Origin of the sequence: Micromonospora sp. NPDC048830 (genome assembly GCF_043198215.1) — a bacterium.
GTDB lineage: Bacteria > Actinomycetota > Actinomycetes > Mycobacteriales > Micromonosporaceae > Micromonospora.
Window position 1 is genome coordinate 1 of record NZ_JBICUP010000007.1, and the last position, 18605, is coordinate 18605.

Below are 18605 nucleotides of genomic sequence, written 5' to 3' on the forward strand. Positions count from 1 at the left end.
AACCCCGACGGGTGTGTCGTACTGCCCCACCATGGAGATAGCCATCAACCTGTTCCTATCTGTGCCGACCAGCTTCTACTGGCCATAACGGACTTTCATTGACATCCGTTACACAGATCTCCCTACAGGCCCCGACCCCCGGACGATGCTCCACCACCTCGTCCGGATCGTCCACCAGCGACAACGCCGCACCCGACGCACCCGGCTGCTTGCCCGGCCCGACCCCAGACGACCGCCGAGACGAACGCGGCGGCGGCTTCGCGAGACCATCCGACGACGGCGGCTTCAACGAATTCCGCGAGTTCAGCCCCAACCGCCGCTCAAGCTCAGCCACCCGCGCCTGCAACAACTCGATCTGCCGCTGCTGCTGCACCACCAACGCCGCAAGCTCGTCATAGCTCGGCCGGCCAGCAACCTCCACAACCGGACACCCTGCCCGAAACCCCGCAGACGATCAAGCCCTCGACACGCCACCTGAACAGTTACCTCCAAACAAGGTTTGATCTTGTGAACCGAGGAAGGAAGTCACCGTGGTTGCCCCGCGCTATCGTGGCCATGTACATCACGTCTGGCGACCGCCTCCTACTCTTCGTAGTAACTGCAATCCGTCCGAGAGCCCAGGCCGCGGCAGGGTTTGGCAGAACGATCGCCGGTTGTCCGGTCATGGAAAGGGGCAAGCGTGCCACAGGTCACGGTTCAATACCCGGCGGCGCTCGCCGCAGGATTCGACAGGAGAGGATTCGCCTTGGCCGTCCACGCTGCGGCCTCCGACCTGATCAGCAGTGCCCTGCGGGGGTTCAAGACCCGGTTCCTCATCCTCGACGAGACCATTGTCGGCGACGGAAACCCCAACCACCACATGATTCATGCGATCGTCGATATCCTGCCGGGCCGCTCCGAAGAGCTAAAGACCCAATTGGGCGAGCTGGTATTGGGCCTGCTCGAGACGCACCTCACGATTCCCAGCGCCTTCTCCGTCCAGGTCACTACCGAGATTCGAGAGCTGCACAGCTATCACCAGCTCGCTCTCCCCTGAACTTGATCGCGTTGCGGAGATTCGCGGTCGGATTCCAGCGTGTTCACGGCCGATCGGCTCCATCCGGGCATCACGAACGCCCGGCCTCTGCGTCCACTGCCCGAACCGATCACCGATCCCGCCGCGCTGGCACGCCTGAACGCCCACCGACACGATCGACTCGGCGGACTCCTACACGACTACGAGAACAACCGCTTGACCAGCACGGATGAAGTTTCCGGCACCCGCAGGGCTGCTCCCAAACTGCTCCCAATGTAAGGGGCGCAAGCGGAGAAGCCCGTTACCGGCAATTCCGGCAACGGGCTTGCTACCTGCGCTTATCGATGGTGGGCGATACTGGGATCGAACCAGTGACCTCTTCGGTGTGAACGAAGCGCTCTCCCGCTGAGCTAATCGCCCTCAGCGCCGATGACTCTACCTGATCGAGGGACCGGACCGCGAATCCGGGGTCAGTGCGTTGCGAGGTAGTGCAGCAGCCGGGCCAGGAGGTCGATGCCGAGGCTGTACTTGAGCGAGAGCCAGAGCACCACCGCGACGAAGACCAGGCCCACGGAGCCGAGCACGAGCCGCACCGGCAGGGACTGGCTGGTGGCCCACCGGGTCCAGCGTTGCACGTGCCGGCGGGTGAAGTTGAGCAGCCGACGGGCCCAGTGGAACTCGACCGCCCACACGCCGAGGCCGGCGATCACCAGCAGCCAGCCGGGGCCGGGCAGCGGGATGAGGGCGATACCGACGGTGACGATGATCGCCCCGAGGACGGAGATGAAGATCTTGAGGGCGATCCGGCCGGTGGGGTTGGCGCGGATCAGGTCGAGGGTGGTGCCGAGTCGCCGCCGCCAGCGCCCGCGGCGCCGCTCGGCGACGGCCACGCCGCCCCGGGGCGCACGGTCGTCCGGCCCGCCCCGACCGGGCCGGTCGTACTGATCAATCGGCACCGCGTACCCCCGCCTTTCGGCTGCTCGGGGCCCGACTTTCGGGCGCCCGGGCCGAGCCGCCGGATCCACTGAGGATCGGTTCGTAACCATTTGCACCCCCCAGTGTCCCCCGGGCCCGTCACTCCATTGGACCACTGGACGTTACCGGAGTAAGTCGACGTCTGAACGACCCCGATGCCGGGCGGGATCAAGCACTGGGCAGAACCGGATATCGTACAAGAATTTTCACATTCTATCGGCGTTTCCGACCACCTTCCCACCACTGGGTGAAGTCAGCGTATGGCGGAGCGTAGCCAGGAGTAGCGGCTGAGTATGGGAAAAGCGGGACACGCGCGTTCCGCAGCGGTGCCGGGGGGAGAACGTCCATGAGTGTCATCCGACCGACGACCGTAGAGGTCGAGACGTCGCTAAGGCTCGTCGCACCTGACGCCACCGCCTTGCCGGTGCGTGCCAGTCTGCGTTACGACCCTGCTGACCCGTATGCGGTCCACGTCCTGTTCCACGCCGAGTCAGCCGGCGGGGAGGCGGTGAGCTGGTCGTTCGCGCGCGAACTGCTGGTCACCGGCCTGGACGAGCCGGCCGGCATCGGCGACGTCCGGGTGTGGCCCTGGGCCACTCCGCGCGGCGACTTTGTCGCGCTGGCGCTGTCGTCCCCGGACGGCAACGCCCTGTTCGAGGTGCCGCGCAGCGTCCTGGTGCGCTTCCTGCGGCGGACCTACGTCGTCGTCCCGCGCGGCCGGGAGGCCGAGCACCTGGACGTCGACACGGCGGTGAACCGGCTGCTGGCCGGGCGCTGACACGGCACGGGCCGGGGGCCGCGCGGAGCTGCCGAGTCCGCGTGGGCCCCGGCCCCGCACGTTTCCGGTACGCGCTCAGCCGTGCGTGGTGATGCCGCCGTCAACCGGGATCACCACCCCGGTCAGGTACGCCCCGGCGCGGGACGACAGGTAGATCGCCGTGCCCGCCATGTCCTCGGGGCGCCCGATCCGGCCGAGCGGCACCTGCTGCTCGACCGCCGCCCGGGACGCGGGGTCGTCCAGGGCGAAGGCCATCATCCTGCTCTCGAACGGCCCGGGGGCGATGGCGTTCACCGTGATCCGTTCGCCGGCGAGTTGGTGGGCGAGGCCGCGGGTGAGCATGTGCACGGCTGCCTTGGTGGCCGAGTATGCGTACACCTCCATCCACGGCACGCGGATGCCGTCGATCGAGCCGATGTTGATCACCCGGGCGGGGTCGTCGGCACTGGCCGCCGCGCGCAGCGCCGGCAGCAGGGCGGTGGTGAGCCGGAAGACGGCCTTGACGTTGACCGCCCACAGCTTGTCGAAGGCGCTCTCCGGGTACGCCTCCAGCGGCGCGCCCCAGGTGGCTCCCGCGTTGTTGACCAGCACGTCGAGCCGGTCGAGTCGCTCGCGCACCGCGGCGGCCAGGCCCTCGGCGCCGGCGTCGGTGCCCAGGTCGGCGGGGACGGCCTCGCACTGCCCCTCGGCCGACAACTCGTCGGCCACCTTCGCGCAGACGTCCGCCTTCCGTGACGAGATGATCACGCGCGCGCCGGCCCGCACGAAGCCCCGGGCGATCATCAGCCCGATGCCCCGCGAGCCGCCCGTGACCAGGACCGTCTTGCCTTCGACCGAGAACAGATCCGTCATGCCCATCCCCTCGCCGCCTCCTGCGCCGGGCCGCCGCCGGTGGTCCACCCGGGCCCGGACGCTACCGATCGGTAACGTAGCCGGGGCGGCAACCGCCCCACAAGCCGCGCCCGGGCAGCCGCCGCCCCGGGAGCCGGCTGCCGATGCCGCCTCGGCGGTCCGCTCCGCCGGAAACGCCGCGTCCCGTTTGCCGCAGGCTGTTCGCCGAGGGCCGGCGGCGGGACCGGCGCCGGCGACCGCTCCGCCCGAAATGCGAGTGGGCCGGACCCGAGCTACCGTCGCAGACGATGGTCTCCACCGGTCAGCTCTCGCCAGCAACCCGTATCGACCTGATGCCCCCCGCCGGTCGGCCGAGCCGCGCGACACCGCCGGCGGACGCCGACCTGGCGTGCCGGTCCGCCGACCTCGACACTTTGGCCCTGCGCGACCTCGCCGGGGCGGCCGGTTGGCGGCGGCCGGTCCTGCTCGACGCGGACCTGCTCGTCCTCGTCACCGGCGGCCACGGCACCGCCGAGTTGGACTTCCGGCCGCTGCCCTGCCGACCCGGCACGCTGCTGCGGGTCCGCCCCGGCCAGGTGCTGCGTTGCGACACCCGGCAGTTGGACGCCGTGGTGGTCCGCTGGCGGGCCGGCGCGCTGCGCGACCTCGGGGTGGACGCGGACGGCCTGCCGGCGTACCAGCAGCTGGCCGGCGAGGACGAGGACGCGGTGATCAACGAGGTGACGCAGCTGGTGGTGGACTGCCGGCGGCACCCCGACGCGCCCGCCGCCCGCGCCCTGCTGCGCCACCAGCTCGCCGTGCTGCTGCTGCGGCTGGCGCTGCTGCCGGACCCGACCGAGGGGTCCGGGGCGGGACGGCGGGCCGGGAGTGACATCTTCGGCCGGCTGTGCCAGGAGGTCGAGCGCGGCTACCGGCACACCCGCCGGGTCGAGGACTACGCGGCCCGGCTGGGCTGCTCCGTGCGTACCCTGACCCGGGCCTGCCTGGCGGCGAACGGGCGCAGCGCGAAGCAGGTGATCGACGAGCGGGTGGCCCTCGAGGCACGGCGGCTGCTCGCGGCGACCGACGAGCCGATCGCCCAGATCGGCCGCCGGCTCGGTTTTCCGGAGCCGACGAACTTCGGCCGGTTCTTCAGCCGGGAGGTCGGGATGAGTCCCGGCGCGTTCCGGGCGCCGGGGGCCGGCGCCGGGCCGGGGGCGGGGTCGTCCGCGTGGACGGTACGGCCCCGGCGGCCCGCCGATCCGCCCGGCCGCCCCCGCCAGGCAGAATGAGGGCGTGCAGATCTCCGCGCGCGGCGAGTACGCGGTACGGGCGGCCCTGAGCCTCGCCACCGCGTACCCCTCCCTGCTGTCCACCCAGATCATCGCCACCGAGCAGGACATGCCGCGCAAGTTCCTGGAGGCCGTCCTGGCCGACCTGCGCCGGGCCGGGATCGTGCGGGCGCAGCGGGGCGCCGAGGGCGGCTACACGCTGGCCCGTCCGCCGCGGGAGATCACCATCGGGGCGGTCCTGCGCGCGGTGGACGGCCCGCTCGCCGGGGTGCGCGGGCTGCGCCCGGAGGAGACCAGCTACGAGGGGGCGGCGGAGAACCTGCCGCGGCTCTGGGTGGCCGTGCGGGCGGCGGTGCGGCAGGTGGTCGACGAGGTCAGCCTCGCGGAGCTGGCCAGCGGGCGACTGCCCGGCCACGTCCGCCGCCTGATCGCTCCTCCGGACGCCTGGGAGCCCCGCTGACCGGCCCCGCGCGGGGCGGGTCCGGCGGGTTCGGGCGTACGGGCGGTCAGCGATCCGGCCGGCCGGTGGTGGTGGTGGTGTAGGCCGGGTCCCGGGTCAGCGGGTCGCGCCCCTCCCCCGCGCCCAGCGCGAGAGGCTCCGCGACGACCAGCGTATGGTCACCCGCCGGCACCTGGTGCACCGCCCGGCAGAGCAGCACGGCGAGCGCCCCGTCGAGCAGCGGGACGCCGAACGGGCCGGGCTGCCAGCCGGGGTCGGTGGCGAGCGGGGCGAGGTCGCCGGCGGAGGTCGCGGTCGCCTCCCACTGCCCGGTGGGGATCAGGTGCACCGCGAGGTGCTCGGCGCGTTCGATCACCAGCCGGCTCGACGGCTGACCGGCGAGGCAGAACGACACCAGCGGCGGCTCCAGCGACACCGCCGTCAGCGAGGTGGCGGTGCACGCCGTCGGGGGCAGCGGGGGCCGACCCCGGTGGGCGGCCAGCCCTGGCGCGGTCACCACCGTGGCTGTGGCCGTCCGCTTGCTCAGCAGGGCACGGAACAGCTCCCGGTCGACGGGGCGCAGCTCGACCGCCAACATGCGTCTTCCTCTCCTTCGCGCGGGCCGCCGGCATGCCGGCGGATGGCTGACGCCGGGCGACAGCCGCTGTCAGGTTCAGCGCCCCGGGTGCGGCTCACCGTTACGGCTGCGGGCGACCCATACGACCGTTCGTCGCCCCAATCCGGTCGGCTGACCGCCGTCCGCATGCCGTGACCCGCGTCCACCGGCGCCGAGCACCCGAGAAAACCTACCTGATAACTAGGATTCTGCGGGTCGAGGGACGGCCCGGTCCAGTGCGAATGCGCCCCGGTTTCACGAATCGCCGTTACGGGCATCTCAGATCCCGACACGACAGGGAAAAGGTGACGAAGGGAGGCCCCCGCGATGGGCCTGATGTTCCGCAAGCGTCAGAAGTTCGGCCCGCTCGTCCTGAACTTCACCGAGAACGGGTTCTCCTCGTGGAGTCTGCGGATCGGTAGATGGTCCTGGAACTCGCGGACCCGGGCGCACCGCGTCGACCTGCCGGGCCCGCTGTCCTGGAAGCAGGACAAGTCCCGGGCGTGACGTCCCGGAGCCGGGCGGGGCGCCAACGCCCACGGGCAGGTGGCCCGGGTGGTCGTCAGCCTCCAGATGGTCTTCAGCATCGGGGTGCTCGCCACCGGCGGGTCGATCGTGGTCAAGCAGCTGGTCCGGCGCCCGGGCGGGCGGTGATCAGCACGTCCCCGCCGAGCCGACCGTGCTCCGGGTCCCGGGTCACCGCGCCGGCGGCGAGCAGGGCGGTCACGGCCCGGGTCGCGTCCTCCGCCCGGTAGAGGGTGTCGGTGAGGGCGTGCCGGCGCAGCTCGGTCAGCGTACGGGGGCCGGTCCGGCCCAGCTCGGCGAGCAGCTTCCGACCCAGCGGGTCCGGGTCCGGCTCGGCCGAGGCCTCCAGGGCCGGCCCGCCCGGCTCGGCCGGGTCGAGGTAGCGGACCCCGCCGGCCCCGCCGGCCGCCCAGAGGGCGTCCTTGAACGCCGTCAGGCTCCGGTCCGACCCGGTCGCGAACGCGATCCGCCGCACGGACCCGCCGGCCGCCGCCAGGGGGCCCACCGCCAGGTCGGCCTCGGCGACCAGCGGGAAGCCCGCCGCCGACAGCCACGGCCGCAGGGGCGCGTCCGGCTCGCCGACCAGCAGCAGGTCGGCCGGGCGGCCGGTGCGGGCGGCGGCGAGCAGGGCCGGCGTCGGGGCCGCCCCGTGGGCCACGGTGAGCAGGGGCGCGGCGGCCGCCCCGGCGGCCTTGAGCGCCACCGGCAGCCGCGCCGGATCGCCCGGCATCACGTGCACGGCCACCTCGGCGGGAAGGGCCGCCTCGACCGCGCCGAGCCGGGCCGGCAGGTCCTCGGTGCCCTGGGCGAGCACCAGGATCGTCAGCCGGAACCCGCGCAGCCGGTCGCCGTGCGCCGCGACCGCCCGCAGCGCGGCGTCCGCGCCGCCGTCGTCGGTCCCGGCGTACGCCAGGGCGAGGGTGGCCCGGCGGGCGCGCTGCCGCGCGGCGGGCAACCAGGCGTCGAGCTGCCGGAGGAGCAGTTCGCGGAGGACGGCGTCGGTGGGCATCCTGACGTTCTACCGCACGGGCGCGCGCCCGGGGACGCCGCTCCCCGGATCGCCCGGCGACGCGGTCCCGGCCACCGCTCTGCGACGGTCAGGCCGGTACGGAGATTCCGACGCCGCCGCGGGTCTGGCCGCCGTAGCGCTGCCGCTCCCGGTCCAGGTCGAGCCGGCCGATGCGCCTGCGGGCGGCCAGCGCGGCGTCGTCGAGCCGGTCGGCCGGGACCAGCCAGACGATCTCGAACTCCAGCCCGTCCGGGTCCTGCCCGTAGAGACTCTTGGTGGTGCCGTGGTCGGAGCTGCCGACCAGGGCGCTGGCGGCGGCCAGCCGCTCGGCGGTGGCGGCCAGCTCGTCGAGCGTGTCGACCTCCCAGGCCAGGTGGTAGAGGCCCACCGTGGCGCGGCCGGCGGTGGAGCGCCCGGCGCCCCGGCCGATCTCGAACAGGCCGAGGTCGTGGTCGTTGGTGGAGCCGGGAGCCTGGAGGAAAGCGGCGCCCCGGAACCCGTCCGGGGTCATCGGCACGGGGCGGAAGCCGAGCACGTCGCGGTAGAAGGCGACGCTGCGGGCCAGGTCGGCGACGTAGAGGACGGCGTGGTTGAGGCGGTGGATTCCCATGGCGTCCACGCTAGCGCGGTTTGGTTGAACTCTCAACTACAAGCCCTATGATGGTGGCCATGACCCGCTGGCTGAACGCCGACGAGCAGCGCACCTGGCGCGCGTACCTGACCGCCACCCGCGCGCTCATGGAGACCCTCGACCGCGAGCTGCAGCGCGACGCGGGGATGCCCCACGCGTACTACGAGATCCTGGTACGGCTGTCCGAGGCGCCCGGCCGGCGGCTGCGGATGAGCGAGCTGGCCGACGCGACCGGCTCCTCGCGCAGCCGGTTGTCGCACGCCACCGCCCGACTGGAGGCGTGCGGGTGGGTCCGGCGGGAGGCCTGCCCGACCGACCGGCGCGGGCAGGTGGCCGTGCTGACCGACGCCGGTTTCGCCGCGCTCGCCGCCGCCGCGCCCGGCCACGTCGAGGCGGTACGCCGGCACCTGTTCGACGCGCTCAGCCCGGCCCAGGTCGACCAGCTGCGCCGGATCAGCGAGACCATGGTGGACCACCTGACCGGTTGACGACCGAATCGCGGGCGTCCGGGTCTTGTACATACCGTCGCGGGCCGGCCACGATGGGGCGTGCCCTCCGGCTTCGGTGAACTGACCGTCCAGGCGAACCACCTGGTGTCCGCCGGCGACCTCGCCGGCGCGCAGCAGCTGCTCTCCGACGCGCTGAGCGACGCCGACTCCCGTCCCGACCGCGCCACGCCCGAGCTGGCCGAGGCCGCCGGGCTCCAGGCCCGGGTCCTGGTCGCGCTCGGCGAGCCGCACTCCGCGCGGGGCTGGGCCGCCTTCGCGTACGCGGCGACGACCCGCCTGCACGGCCGGTCCGACCCGCGTACGGTGACCGCGGCGGCGACGCTCGCGGCGGTGCTGCACCGGGTCGGCAGCTACGCCCGCGCCGCCCGGCTGTATGCCGACGTCATCATCGAGCTGACCGCGTCGGACGGGCCGGAGTCGCCGCGGGTGCTGGCCGCCCACGCCGACCTGGCCACCGTGGAGTACGCCCGGGGGCAGTGCGCGGTGGCCCGGGATCGCCTGCAGGACGCGTGGGAGCTGCACCGCGAGGTGTACGGCGACGGGCACCCCAGCGGGATCAAGATGCTGGCCCGGCTCGGATCGATGCAGCGCGACTGCGGCGAGTTCGCCGAGGCGCACGACAACCTCGCCCTGGCCCGGGAGCTGTGCCGCCAGCACCTCGCCGCGGACGACCCGCTCGCGGTGCAGGTCGCGGCCCTGGCCCGGACGGCGGCCAACCCCGCCCACGTCTGCGCCCAGCCCGGGGCGACCGAGCCGGAGGCGCCGGCCGTACCGCCGGATCGGGAGCCGCCCGTGGTGCCGGCCGCGCGGATGCCCCCGCCCGCCGAGGGGCCGCCGGCGTACCAGCCGACGTGGCCGGCGGACGACGACCCGCACCCGCCCGGGGTTCCCACGCCCCGCCTGCCCCCGGAGGCGCCGGCCCGGCACGCCACGCCGGCCGAGGACGACGGGTGGCCGCCGCACGCCGCACCGGACGACCCGGCAGCCGGGCAGGACGACGAGGACACCTGGCGGCGGCACGCAGGTCCGGCGTCCGACGACCCGGCACGGGTCGAGGACGACGAGTGGCCACGGCACGCCGCGCCGGCGGCCGAGGACCCGGCTCCGGAACAGGACGAGAACGCGTGGCTGCGGCGGCACGCCGCGCCGGACGGCCCGGCGCGCGTCGAGGACGAGGACGCGTGGCTGCGCCGGCACGCCGTACCCGATGGCCCGGACGCGGCGGACGAGGGCCGCTGGGTGCCGCGGTCCGGCTGGCCCCCGGAGGGTGCGGTGCCGCCGGCGGTGGTCGGACTGGCCGGCGGGGGCGGGCAGCCTGCCGACGGCGAGCGGCCCGGAGCGGGCCCGGCCGAGGGCGGTGCGGAGCCCGCCGGGGTCCGGGCCGTGCGCCCGCCCGCGGCCCCGCCGGAGCCGTCGCGGCTGCTCCCGGTGCTGGTCCCCCGCCCGCCCACGCCGCCACCGCGCCGGCTCGCCCCGCTCGTGCTGGTCGGCGGCGTGACCGTGGTGGTGCTCGGCACGGCAGCGGTGGTCGCCGGGGTCTCCCGGGTCGACAGCCCGCGCCCCGGGCCCTCGCCGTCGGCGACCGCCCCGCCGGGGCCCGCCCGGTCGGGCTCGACGGCGGGCGCCGGCCCGTCGGGCAGCCCGCAGGCCACCGCCTCGCCCGGCACCCCGCCGGGCGGGATCACGCTGCGGGACAACCGGGACAACATCGCGCTGAGCTGGACGTACCCGGCCGGCGCGAGCGGACCGGTGGTGATCGCGGGCAGCCCGTCCGGGCAGCAGCCGCGTGCCTTCGAGACCCTGCCGCCGGGCAGCACCAGCTATTTGGTCCACGGGCTGGACCGCGACGACGACTACTGCTTCACCGTCGCCGTGGTCTGGTCGGTGGACCAGGTCGGCCAGACCCGTCAGGTCTGCACCCGCCGCCGGTGACCCCGTCCGGGTGGGGGTCAGGCGGTGAGGGCCGTCAGGAAGGCGTCGGCGATGACCGCGTGGCCGGGCAGGCCCGGGTGGACCCGGTCGGGCGCCCAGTGGCCGGGCGGGGTGTGCGCCAGCACCCGGTCGAAGGCCGCCTGGGTGGGCACGTGCACGGCCTCGAAGTCCTTGGCGAGAGCGGCGACCACGGCCGCGTACCGGTCGGTCTGCGCGCGCTGCGGCTCGTCGACGTCCGGCTCGACGAGGAACGGGTCGGCGAGCAGCAGCCGGCAGCCGGTCGCGTCCACGGCCCGGCGCAGCAGGACGCGCAGCGTGCGCTCGTACTCGTCGATCGGCACCGCCTCGGCCTCCCGGCCGGGGCTGAACGCCCGCCAGATGTCGTTGATGCCGATCATCACGCTGAGCCAGTCCGGGCGCTCGCCGACCGCGTCGGACTCCCAGCGGGCCGCCAGGTCCCGGACCGTGTCCCCGCTGATCCCCCGGTTGACCCAGGTCAGCTCCAGGCCGGGGTGGCGGGCGGTGACGAACGCGCGGACGAGGCTCAGGTAGCCGTCGCCGTACGGGGCGGCGACGTCGCGCCGGCCGCAGTCGGTGATGCTGTCCCCGATGAAGACGACCCGTTGACCGGTACCCAGCAGCATCGCGCGACCCCGTTCCGACCCGGCGGCGCGACCGGCCCGGATCGCTTGGTGGGAGAGGTCGCCGCACGGTATCTTGTGCAATTCAGACACAAAAAAGGAACGGCGCAGAAATGCCGTTCCGGATGCAATTCTAATCACTAGGGAGACGGCTTGTCAAGGCACTCGGACGGTCCCGGCGAGCTGCGGCACGACGACGAGATCGGCCACGAGCAGGAGTACGTCTCCATGCTCTACGACCGGCTCGACGGGATGCGGGAGCAGGCCGCCCAGCGGCTCACCACGGAACTGCGCGCCACCGGCGGCACCCAGCAGGCGCGGTCCCAGCGCGACAGCGCCGTCCGGATGTACGCCGAACAGGTCGAGCAGTACTCGGCGGTGGAGAACGGGCTCTGCTTCGGCCGGCTGGACACCGACGACGGGGCGCGCCGCTACATCGGCCGGATCGGGATCTTCGACACCGGCGGCGACTACGACCCGCTGCTCATGGACTGGCGGGCCCCGGCCGCCCGGGCCTTCTACCTGGCCACCGCCGCCAACCCGCAGGGCGTACGGCGGCGCCGGCACCTGCGTACCCGGCAGCGGAAGGTGACCGCGGTCAACGACGAGGTGCTCGACCTCGCCACCGCCTCCCCCACCGCGCACGAGGAGCTGACCGGCGAGGCGTCCCTGCTCGCCGCGCTCAACGCCGGCCGGACCGGCCGGATGCGCGACATCGTCGAGACCATCCAGGCCGAGCAGGACCGGATCATCCGCGCCGACCTGCCCGGGGTGCTGGTGGTCCAGGGCGGCCCGGGCACCGGGAAGACCGCCGTCGCGCTGCACCGCGCGGCGTACCTGCTCTATACCCACCGGCGGGAGCTGTCGAGCCGGGGCGTGCTGCTGGTCGGCCCGAACGAGACGTTCCTGCGCTACATCTCGCAGGTGCTCCCGGCGCTGGCCGAGACCGGCGTGCTGCTGCGTACCCAGGGCGATCTCTTCCCCGGGGTGAATGCCCGGCGCGCGGAGCCCGCGGAGGCCGCCGCGCTCAAGGGGCGGGCGGAGATGGTCGAGGTGCTGGCGGCGGCCGCGCGGGACCGGCAGTGGGTGCCCGACGAGCCGCTGGAGATCGAGGTCGAGCGCGAGGTGCTGCGGCTGGACCCGGAGACCGTGCGGGCCGCCCGCGATCGCGTCCGCCGCACGGGCCGGCCGCACAACCTGGCCCGCGCCCTGTTCGACATCGAGATCGTGCACGCGCTGGCCGACCAGGTCGCCGAGCGGATCGGCGCCGACCCGCTGGGCGGGGAGAACCTGCTCGACGAGGCCGACGTCGCGGAGATCCGCCGGGAGCTGCGCGAGGAGCCCGAGGTCCGCGCCGCCCTGGACCAGCTCTGGCCGGTGCTCACCCCGCAGCGCCTGCTTGCCGACCTGTACGCCGACCCGGACCGCGTCGCCGCCGCCGCGCCCGGGCTCACCGACGCCGAGCGGGCCCTGCTGCACCGGGAGCCGGGCGGCGGCTGGACCCCCGCCGACGTGCCGCTGCTGGACGAGGCCGCCGAACTGCTCGGCGAGGACGAGCGGGCCGCCGAGGCGCGCCGCGCACGCATCCGGGCCCTGCAGCGCGAGTACGCCGAGGGCGTGCTGGAGATCGCCCGCGGCTCGCGTTCCATCGACGTGGAGGACGAGGCGGACGGCGGCGAGATCCTCGGCGTCACCGACCTGCTGGACGCCGACCGGCTGCTGGAACGCCAGGAGGAGGGCGACCGGCTCACCACCGCCCAGCGGGCCGCCGCCGACCGGCGCTGGGCGTTCGGGCACGTCATCGTCGACGAGGCGCAGGAGCTGTCGCCGATGGCCTGGCGGCTGCTGATGCGCCGGTGCCCGAGCCGGTCGATGACGATCGTCGGGGACGTGGCGCAGACCGGGGCGCTGGCGGGCACCGCCTCCTGGGCGGACGCGCTGGAGCCGTACGTGGCGCAGCGCTGGCGGTTGGCGGAGCTGACCGTCAGCTACCGCACCCCCGCCGAGATCATGGCGGTCGCCGCCGGGGTGCTGGCCGAGATCGACCCGCACCTGCGCCCGCCGCGCTCGGTACGGGAGAGCGGCGTGCCGCCCTGGGAGCGTACGGCCCCGGCCGACCGGCTGGCCGCCGAGCTGACCGACGCCGCGGTGGCCGAGGCCGCCGCGCTGACCGACGGCCGGCTCGGGGTGATCGTGCCGGCGGGGCGGGTCGACGAGTTGGGCGCCGCCGTCGTGGCGGCGCTGCCCGAGGCGGCGATCGGCGAGCACCCCGAGCTGGAGAGCCGGGTGGTGGTGCTCACCGTCGGGCAGGCCAAGGGGCTGGAGTTCGACTCCGTCCTGGTGGCCGACCCGGAGCGGATCGTGGCCGAGTCGCCGCGCGGGCACAGCGACCTGTACGTCGCCCTCACCCGCGCCACCCAGCGCCTCGGGGTGCTGCGGGCCGGCTGAGGTCGGGCGGGTGGACGGCCGGACCGTCCACCCGCCACCGCTGGGTCACTCGTCGGTGAAGTTGCCGACCTGGCTGCCGGTGCTCGACTTGTCGCTCGTGGAGCCGCCCGCCGGGGTGCTCAACCCGCCGGTGGTGGCGTCCCCGGTGGTCGTCGGCGCGACCGTGCCCCGGTGCCGCTCCGGCTGCCGGGCCAGCCGCCGGGTGCTCGCCGGGCCGGCCGTGCCGCCGGTCGTGGTGACCGCGCCCTGCCCGCGGGTGGGTCCGCCGTCGCGCAGCGTCCCCTGGTCCACCGGTTGGTGCGCCGGGTCGTACGGGTCCTCCTCCTGGATGATTCGCAGCTCGTCGGTCTGCGGGACGGTGACCTCGTCGAGCGCCCCCTCGCCGTACATGCCGCCGGCGATCCGGTCCTCGGCCTTGCGGGCGGACTCCCGCATCGTGTCGTCCTCACGCACGTCCATCACCTCGCAGGTTCTGTCCGGATCTTCCTGCGTGCCCGAGGTCCGGCCCCGCAAACCCGGGCCGGCGGAACCCTCCGCACGGCAGAGGCGACGACCGGACACGCGGAGCATCCGGTGCCGGTACGGCCCGGAGGTGATCCGTGGCCGCGTCGAAGCGGCGGGACCTGCGCCGACGGCCGACTTCCGGGGCCGGCGGGCGTTACCCCGTCGGCCCCCCGGGTAGACGGGGGGTGCCCCCGCCGGGAACGCGAACCGTGCCGTGGCCGACACGCGGTAGCGGGGCGGGGACGAGGTAAGACTCATCAAATCCTGAGGAGGACCAGATGAGCACGCAGGCCGCATCCACCAGGCCCATGAACCGGCCGACCGCGCAGGAGGCGCCGAACCGCCCGATCCAGGAGGCACCCACCCGGCCGATGCCGGCGACGTACGACGGGCACCGGGAGGCGATGCAGGCACCTGGTACGGAGACGAAGCAGGCACTGAAGACCACCGAGTTCTGGGTCTACGCCGCCTCGGTCGCCGCCGTGCTGATCGCCTCGTACCTGGTCGGCAAGAACTCGGTCGGCGTGGACATCTTCCGCGCACCGCAGGCATGGTTTTTCATCACCCTGCTGACGATCGGGTACATGGCCAGCCGGGGCCTGGCCAAGGCGGGGAGCAACTACCGCAGCGCCACCGAGCGCAAGGCCCGGCACTGACCGGGTGACGATCCGCCCCGAGCGGAACGGCGGCCTCCGGGAGCACTCCCGGAGGCCGCCGTCGTACGCCGTCGGCCGTTACTCGTCGCCGAAGCCCCAGTCCTCCGCGAAGTCGCCCTCGACGGCGTCCTCGATCATCTCCCCGGCGACCATGCCGCCCACCGCGCCCAGCGCGGCGCCGGCGACGATCCCGCCCATCCCCGGGCCACGGCCGTGGCCATGCCCGTGCCCGTGGCCGTGGCCGCCGAAGCTCTGGGCGCGCAGCTGGCCGTAGCGCCCGGTGGTCTCCCGCAGCCAGCCGTCGACGACCTGCACCCAGTCGACCCGGTCGGCGTCGGCGTGCGCCACCTGGTACCGGCCGAACACGTCGTGGCCGGGGGTGAGGAAGCCGCCCCGCTTGTCGCACTCCAGCACCACGTCGATGCCGCTCTGGCTGGTGACGAGGGTCAGCTCCACCTGGTTGACGCCCTGCGCCGCGTACTGCGGCGCCGCGAAGTACTCGATCTCCTGGTAGAACGGCAGCGTCTGCTGCACGCCGTAGATGTGGCCCCGTTCCAGGTCGGCGCCCTTGAACCGGAAGCCGAGCCGGGCGAAGGCGTCCAGGATGCGCTCGTGCACCGGCAGCGGGTGCACCGCCACCTGGTCGAGGTCGCTCTTGTCGACCGCCCGGGCCACCGCCACCTCGGTCCGCAGCCCCATCGTCATGCCGTGCAGGCGCTGGCCGTACACGTCGGTGATCGGGGTCTCCCACGGCACCGGCAGCTGGAACGGGATCGACAGCTGCTGCTTCGCGGCCAGCTCGAAGGCGCCGCTGACCGGCATCCGGTGGAACTCCATGATGCCCGCGTACTCGTGGTCGCCGCCCTCGATCTCGACCCGCGTGACCAGGCTGACGGCGATCTGCTCGATGGCGGCCGGGCTGTCCCCGCCGACCAGGTTGACCTGGCCGTCGAGGGTGAGGCCGGGCCGGGTGTTCGGGTTGGCCAGCACGGTGTCCACGCTGGGACCGCCCACGCCGAACGCGCTCAACATCTTCTTGAAGACCATCGTCACTCCCGCTGACGGGGACGCGCGCTCCACCCTGGAACGCCGCCGTTCACGGTCACCCTAACCAGGGCGGCTGTGAAGTGCCTGTGAGGGTGCCGGCGCGTTTCCTCACTGCCCGCGCCGGCGACGTCCTGTCGGACCCCTGGTAAAGGATGGTCACATGATCGGAACGTTACGCACCGTGGTGCTCGACGCACCTGACATCAAAACCCTGAGCGCGTTCTATGCCGACCTTGCCGGCTGGACCGAGCGCTACGCCGACGACGAGTGGGTCACCATGGGCACGCCGGACGGCTGGCGCGTCGGCTTCCAGCTCGCCCCCGACCACGTGCCGCCGCGCTGGCCGGACCCGGACCGTCCGCAGCAGGCGCACCTCGACCTGCGCGTGCCCGATCTGGAGGCGGGCACCGACCGCGCCCTCGGCCTCGGCGCCACGCTGCTGCGGCGCAACGAGACGTGGCACACCCTGGCCGACCCGGCCGGTCACCCGTTCGACCTGTGCCGCAACGCGGGCAACCCGGCCACCACGCTGGCCGGCGTCATGCTCGACTGCCCGGACGCGAAGGTGCTGAGCGCGTTCTATGCCGAGCTCCTCGGCAAGCCGGTCACCTACGAGGGCGAGGGCGCGGCCATGATCGGTGAGGACGGCGCCCAGCCGCTGCTGTTCCAGCAGGTCGCCGACTACCGCCCGCCGCGGTGGCCGGATCCGGCGGCACCGCAGCAGTTCCACCTCGACGTCACGGTCGACGACGTGGACGCCGTCGAGCCGGCCGCGCTCGGGCTCGGCGCGACCCGGCTGCCCGCCGGCGGCGAGAACTGGCGGGTCTACGCCGACCCGGCCGGCAAACCGTTCTGCCTCTGCTGGGACTGAGGAGGACGACTGAGCCGGACCGGGCGGCGGCGACCCGCCGGTCGCACCCGGGAGTGGCCGAGCACCGAAAAGCGGACGGGCGGGATTGACCGGCTCCGACCGGGGTATCCGGGGAGGATCGGGAGGAAGGAGATGCCGCGATGGTCAACGTCGGCTACACCCTGTTGTGCGAGCAGGCCGGCCCGAAGCAGCTGGTCGACCACGCGGTACGCGCCGAGGCGGCCGGCTTCGACCACCTGGTCGTCTCCGACCACTACAGCCCCTGGCTGGACTCGCAGGGCCACTCCCCGTACGCCTGGTCGGTGCTCGGCGCCGTCGCCCACGCCACCGGCCGGGCCGGGCTCATGTCGTTCGTGACCTGCCCGATCCGCCGTTACCACCCGGCCGTGGTGGCGCAGAAGGCCAGCACCGTCGGGGTCCTCTCCGACGGCCGGTTCACCCTGGGGCTCGGCGCCGGGGAGAACCTGAACGAGCACGTCATCGGCGGCTGGCCGCACGTGGAGCAGCGGCACGAGATGTTCGAGGAGGCGTTGCAGATCATCCGGCCGCTGCTGGCCGGCGAGACGCTCACCTTCTCCGGCAACCACTTCGACGTGCCGGACGCGTACGTCTGGGACCGGCCGGACCGGCCCGTGCCGATGGCCGTCGCCGCCTCCGGCCCGCAGTCGGCGGCCCTCGCCGCCGAGTACGCCGACGGCGTCATCGCCACCGAGCCGGACCCGCACCTCGTGCAGCTGTACGAGGACGCGGGCGGCGCCGGCCGGCCCCGGTACGGGCAGGTCGCCATCTGCTACGGTCCGGACGAGGCGGAGTGCCGCAAGATCGTGCACGAGCAGTTCCGCTGGTTCGGACTGGGCTGGAAGGTCAACGCCGACCTGCCGGGGCCGGACTCGTTCGCCGCCGCCACCCAGTTCGTTCGCGAGGAGGACGCGGCCCAGGGCGTTCCCTGCGGCCCGGACGTCGACCGGCACGTCGAGGCGTTCAAGAAGTTCGTCGACGCCGGCTTCACCCACGTGGCGCTCCTCCAGGTCGGCGGGGACGGCCAGCCGATGTTCCTCGACTGGGCCCAGGAGGAGCTCCTCCCCCGCCTCCGCGCCCTCTGACCCGCCCGCCCCGCCCCCTCGCCCCCGCGATCTTGCACTTTCGGCCCCCGATATGGGCGTTTCACCCCGTTCGCCGGGGCAGAAACTGCAAGATCGCGGGTGGGGTGGGTGGGCCGCGGGGGCCGCGGGCGGCCACGCCCAGCCGACCGCCCTGCCCGCCGGCACGACCGTGTGCCGCCACGCCCAGCGCAGCGCGCGGCCGAGCGGGGCCACGGCATACCGCCACAACCCTCGGGCCGCCCCGACGAGGAGGGCGACCGCGCCGCGCCAGAGCCGGCGCAGCACGACGCGGCACGCGAACCCGAGGACGCGGCCGGCGAGCCGCCAGGCGTACGCGAGGGCGCCGGCCACCAGCCGGACGAGCCACCACAGGCCACGCCCGACGGCGGCCAGCAGCGGGGCGACCACCCGCCACAGCCAGCGCGCCGGGCGCACCAGCAGGTGCTGGACCAGCCAGGCGAGCGGGACGCCGAGGGCGCGCAGCGCCCACGCGACCGCGCGCCCGAGCCGGCGCAGCGCCGGCCACACCACCGCCCGGACCAGCCAGCCCAGCGGCCGCCAGAACAGCTGCACGGCCACCCAGACCAGTGGGCGCCACAGCAGGTGCACGGCCGCCCAGGCCAGTGGCCGCCACAGCAGGTGCACGGCCAGCCACACCAGTGGGCGCCACAGCAGGTGCACCGCCGCCCAGGCCAGCGGGACCCACAGCACCCGGCGCAGGAACCAGGCGAGCGGGCGTAGCACCCAGTCGCGCAGGGCCCGGCCGAGCGGGCCGAGCACCCG

21 protein-coding genes and 1 tRNA gene are annotated in these 18605 nt (G+C 74.1%); 12 read left to right on the forward strand and 10 right to left on the reverse strand.

Features of this window, described 5'->3' with window-relative positions; all coding sequences use genetic code 11:
- Nucleotides 1-55: 55 nt before the first annotated feature.
- Nucleotides 56-421 carry a DUF6444 domain-containing protein gene (locus tag ACGFIZ_RS08830; protein WP_393417276.1) on the reverse strand — a complete coding sequence of 122 codons (366 nt, stop codon included), beginning with the start codon at nt 419-421 and terminating at the stop codon, nt 56-58.
- 258 nt (nt 422-679) lie between these two features.
- Between ACGFIZ_RS08830 and ACGFIZ_RS08835 the strand changes: the two genes are divergently transcribed.
- On the forward strand, nt 680-1036 hold the full coding sequence (locus ACGFIZ_RS08835) for a 5-carboxymethyl-2-hydroxymuconate Delta-isomerase (protein WP_393417278.1): 357 nt from the start codon (nt 680-682) through the stop codon (nt 1034-1036).
- 324 nt (nt 1037-1360) lie between these two features.
- Here ACGFIZ_RS08835 and ACGFIZ_RS08840 read toward each other — a convergent pair.
- Together ACGFIZ_RS08840 and ACGFIZ_RS08845 are read right to left on the reverse strand one after the other, a co-directional pair.
- Nucleotides 1361-1435, reverse strand: a tRNA-Val gene (locus tag ACGFIZ_RS08840).
- A gap of 50 nt (nt 1436-1485) precedes the next feature.
- Nucleotides 1486-2061: a TIGR02611 family protein gene (locus ACGFIZ_RS08845; RefSeq protein WP_393417280.1), complete on the reverse strand. Its 576-nt coding sequence runs from the start codon at nt 2059-2061 to the stop codon at nt 1486-1488.
- Between the two features lie 275 nt (nt 2062-2336).
- Between ACGFIZ_RS08845 and ACGFIZ_RS08850 the strand changes: the two genes are divergently transcribed.
- On the forward strand, nt 2337-2768 hold the full coding sequence (locus ACGFIZ_RS08850; RefSeq protein WP_007457244.1) for an SsgA family sporulation/cell division regulator: 432 nt from the start codon (nt 2337-2339) through the stop codon (nt 2766-2768).
- Between the two features lie 75 nt (nt 2769-2843).
- Here the strand turns inward: ACGFIZ_RS08850 and ACGFIZ_RS08855 are convergent, their stop codons facing one another.
- Nucleotides 2844-3620, reverse strand: coding sequence for an SDR family oxidoreductase (locus ACGFIZ_RS08855; RefSeq protein WP_393417282.1), 777 nt, complete (start codon nt 3618-3620; stop codon nt 2844-2846).
- A 287-nt stretch (nt 3621-3907) separates the two neighbouring features.
- Here ACGFIZ_RS08855 and ACGFIZ_RS08860 point away from each other — a divergent pair, with 287 nt between their 5' ends.
- Nucleotides 3908-4891: a helix-turn-helix transcriptional regulator gene (locus ACGFIZ_RS08860; protein ID WP_393417284.1), complete on the forward strand. Its 984-nt coding sequence runs from the start codon at nt 3908-3910 to the stop codon at nt 4889-4891.
- Between the two features lie 4 nt (nt 4892-4895).
- Nucleotides 4896-5351, forward strand: a complete 456-nt coding sequence (locus ACGFIZ_RS08865; RefSeq protein ID WP_393417286.1) for an RrF2 family transcriptional regulator — start codon at nt 4896-4898, stop codon at nt 5349-5351.
- Nucleotides 5352-5397: 46 nt separating this feature from the next.
- Here the strand turns inward: ACGFIZ_RS08865 and ACGFIZ_RS08870 are convergent, their stop codons facing one another.
- Nucleotides 5398-5928, reverse strand: coding sequence for a flavin reductase family protein (locus tag ACGFIZ_RS08870; protein WP_393417288.1), 531 nt, complete (start codon nt 5926-5928; stop codon nt 5398-5400).
- A 345-nt stretch (nt 5929-6273) separates the two neighbouring features.
- On the opposite strand from ACGFIZ_RS08870, the gene ACGFIZ_RS08875 reads away from it, so the two are divergent.
- A complete protein-coding gene (locus tag ACGFIZ_RS08875) occupies nt 6274-6453 on the forward strand; it encodes a DUF4236 domain-containing protein (RefSeq protein WP_347670164.1) in 180 nt (59 codons plus the stop codon).
- Between the two features lie 112 nt (nt 6454-6565).
- Here the strand turns inward: ACGFIZ_RS08875 and ACGFIZ_RS08880 are convergent, their stop codons facing one another.
- Both ACGFIZ_RS08880 and ACGFIZ_RS08885 read right to left on the reverse strand, forming a co-directional pair.
- Nucleotides 6566-7480, reverse strand: a complete 915-nt coding sequence (locus ACGFIZ_RS08880; RefSeq protein WP_393417290.1) for a hypothetical protein — start codon at nt 7478-7480, stop codon at nt 6566-6568.
- A gap of 88 nt (nt 7481-7568) precedes the next feature.
- Entirely contained in the window at nt 7569-8090 is a 522-nt protein-coding gene (locus tag ACGFIZ_RS08885; protein ID WP_393417292.1) for a VOC family protein, read from the reverse strand.
- A 50-nt stretch (nt 8091-8140) separates the two neighbouring features.
- On the opposite strand from ACGFIZ_RS08885, the gene ACGFIZ_RS08890 reads away from it, so the two are divergent.
- Together ACGFIZ_RS08890 and ACGFIZ_RS08895 are read left to right on the forward strand one after the other, a co-directional pair.
- Nucleotides 8141-8599: a MarR family winged helix-turn-helix transcriptional regulator gene (locus tag ACGFIZ_RS08890; RefSeq protein ID WP_393417294.1), complete on the forward strand. Its 459-nt coding sequence runs from the start codon at nt 8141-8143 to the stop codon at nt 8597-8599.
- A gap of 60 nt (nt 8600-8659) precedes the next feature.
- Complete coding sequence (locus ACGFIZ_RS08895; RefSeq protein ID WP_393417296.1) at nt 8660-10552, forward strand: tetratricopeptide repeat protein; 1893 nt, start codon at nt 8660-8662, stop codon at nt 10550-10552.
- 17 nt (nt 10553-10569) lie between these two features.
- On the opposite strand, the gene ACGFIZ_RS08900 is transcribed toward ACGFIZ_RS08895, so the two are convergent.
- Nucleotides 10570-11196 (reverse strand): SGNH/GDSL hydrolase family protein, encoded by a 627-nt coding sequence (locus ACGFIZ_RS08900; protein ID WP_393417298.1) that lies wholly within the window; start codon nt 11194-11196, stop codon nt 10570-10572.
- Nucleotides 11197-11421: 225 nt separating this feature from the next.
- Between ACGFIZ_RS08900 and ACGFIZ_RS08905 the strand changes: the two genes are divergently transcribed.
- Nucleotides 11422-13641: a HelD family protein gene (locus tag ACGFIZ_RS08905; RefSeq protein WP_393417611.1), complete on the forward strand. Its 2220-nt coding sequence runs from the start codon at nt 11422-11424 to the stop codon at nt 13639-13641.
- Nucleotides 13642-13686: 45 nt separating this feature from the next.
- Here ACGFIZ_RS08905 and ACGFIZ_RS08910 read toward each other — a convergent pair whose 3' ends face one another.
- Entirely contained in the window at nt 13687-14094 is a 408-nt protein-coding gene (locus ACGFIZ_RS08910) for a hypothetical protein (RefSeq protein ID WP_393417300.1), read from the reverse strand.
- 329 nt (nt 14095-14423) lie between these two features.
- Here ACGFIZ_RS08910 and ACGFIZ_RS08915 point away from each other — a divergent pair, with 329 nt between their 5' ends.
- The gene (locus tag ACGFIZ_RS08915; RefSeq protein ID WP_393417302.1) at nt 14424-14801 is read left to right on the forward strand and encodes a hypothetical protein; all 378 of its coding nucleotides are present in this window, start codon (nt 14424-14426) and stop codon (nt 14799-14801) included.
- A 78-nt stretch (nt 14802-14879) separates the two neighbouring features.
- On the opposite strand, the gene ACGFIZ_RS08920 is transcribed toward ACGFIZ_RS08915, so the two are convergent.
- Entirely contained in the window at nt 14880-15848 is a 969-nt protein-coding gene (locus ACGFIZ_RS08920; RefSeq protein ID WP_393417304.1) for a sporulation protein, read from the reverse strand.
- A gap of 160 nt (nt 15849-16008) precedes the next feature.
- Between ACGFIZ_RS08920 and ACGFIZ_RS08925 the strand changes: the two genes are divergently transcribed.
- The 3 genes from ACGFIZ_RS08925 (at nt 16009) to ACGFIZ_RS08935 (ending at nt 18563) form a co-directional block, all read left to right on the forward strand.
- Nucleotides 16009-16719, forward strand: a complete 711-nt coding sequence (locus tag ACGFIZ_RS08925) for a VOC family protein (RefSeq protein ID WP_393417306.1) — start codon at nt 16009-16011, stop codon at nt 16717-16719.
- A gap of 140 nt (nt 16720-16859) precedes the next feature.
- Complete coding sequence (locus ACGFIZ_RS08930; protein ID WP_393417308.1) at nt 16860-17822, forward strand: TIGR03557 family F420-dependent LLM class oxidoreductase; 963 nt, start codon at nt 16860-16862, stop codon at nt 17820-17822.
- Between the two features lie 171 nt (nt 17823-17993).
- Nucleotides 17994-18563 (forward strand): hypothetical protein, encoded by a 570-nt coding sequence (locus ACGFIZ_RS08935; RefSeq protein WP_393417310.1) that lies wholly within the window; start codon nt 17994-17996, stop codon nt 18561-18563.
- Nucleotides 18564-18605 lie beyond the last annotated feature (42 nt).

What these genes read in the sequence shown, in the direction of transcription:
- ACGFIZ_RS08855 (WP_393417282.1), bottom strand. Translation starts at nt 3,620, where the DNA reads ATGACGGATCTGTTCTCGGTCGAAGGCAAGACGGTCCTGGTCACGGGC.
- ACGFIZ_RS08890 (WP_393417294.1), top strand. Translation starts at nt 8,141, where the DNA reads ATGGTGGCCATGACCCGCTGGCTGAACGCCGACGAGCAGCGCACCTGG.
- ACGFIZ_RS08860 (WP_393417284.1), top strand. Translation starts at nt 3,908, where the DNA reads ATGGTCTCCACCGGTCAGCTCTCGCCAGCAACCCGTATCGACCTGATG.
- ACGFIZ_RS08925 (WP_393417306.1), top strand. Translation starts at nt 16,009, where the DNA reads ATGATCGGAACGTTACGCACCGTGGTGCTCGACGCACCTGACATCAAA.
- ACGFIZ_RS08905 (WP_393417611.1), top strand. Translation starts at nt 11,422, where the DNA reads ATGCTCTACGACCGGCTCGACGGGATGCGGGAGCAGGCCGCCCAGCGG.
- ACGFIZ_RS08845 (WP_393417280.1), bottom strand. Translation starts at nt 2,061, where the DNA reads ATGGTTACGAACCGATCCTCAGTGGATCCGGCGGCTCGGCCCGGGCGC.
- ACGFIZ_RS08930 (WP_393417308.1), top strand. Translation starts at nt 16,860, where the DNA reads ATGGTCAACGTCGGCTACACCCTGTTGTGCGAGCAGGCCGGCCCGAAG.
- ACGFIZ_RS08900 (WP_393417298.1), bottom strand. Translation starts at nt 11,196, where the DNA reads ATGCTGCTGGGTACCGGTCAACGGGTCGTCTTCATCGGGGACAGCATC.
- ACGFIZ_RS08915 (WP_393417302.1), top strand. Translation starts at nt 14,424, where the DNA reads ATGAGCACGCAGGCCGCATCCACCAGGCCCATGAACCGGCCGACCGCG.
- ACGFIZ_RS08885 (WP_393417292.1), bottom strand. Translation starts at nt 8,090, where the DNA reads ATGGGAATCCACCGCCTCAACCACGCCGTCCTCTACGTCGCCGACCTG.
- ACGFIZ_RS08880 (WP_393417290.1), bottom strand. Translation starts at nt 7,480, where the DNA reads ATGCCCACCGACGCCGTCCTCCGCGAACTGCTCCTCCGGCAGCTCGAC.
- ACGFIZ_RS08850 (WP_007457244.1), top strand. Translation starts at nt 2,337, where the DNA reads ATGAGTGTCATCCGACCGACGACCGTAGAGGTCGAGACGTCGCTAAGG.
- ACGFIZ_RS08870 (WP_393417288.1), bottom strand. Translation starts at nt 5,928, where the DNA reads ATGTTGGCGGTCGAGCTGCGCCCCGTCGACCGGGAGCTGTTCCGTGCC.
- ACGFIZ_RS08875 (WP_347670164.1), top strand. Translation starts at nt 6,274, where the DNA reads ATGGGCCTGATGTTCCGCAAGCGTCAGAAGTTCGGCCCGCTCGTCCTG.
- ACGFIZ_RS08920 (WP_393417304.1), bottom strand. Translation starts at nt 15,848, where the DNA reads ATGGTCTTCAAGAAGATGTTGAGCGCGTTCGGCGTGGGCGGTCCCAGC.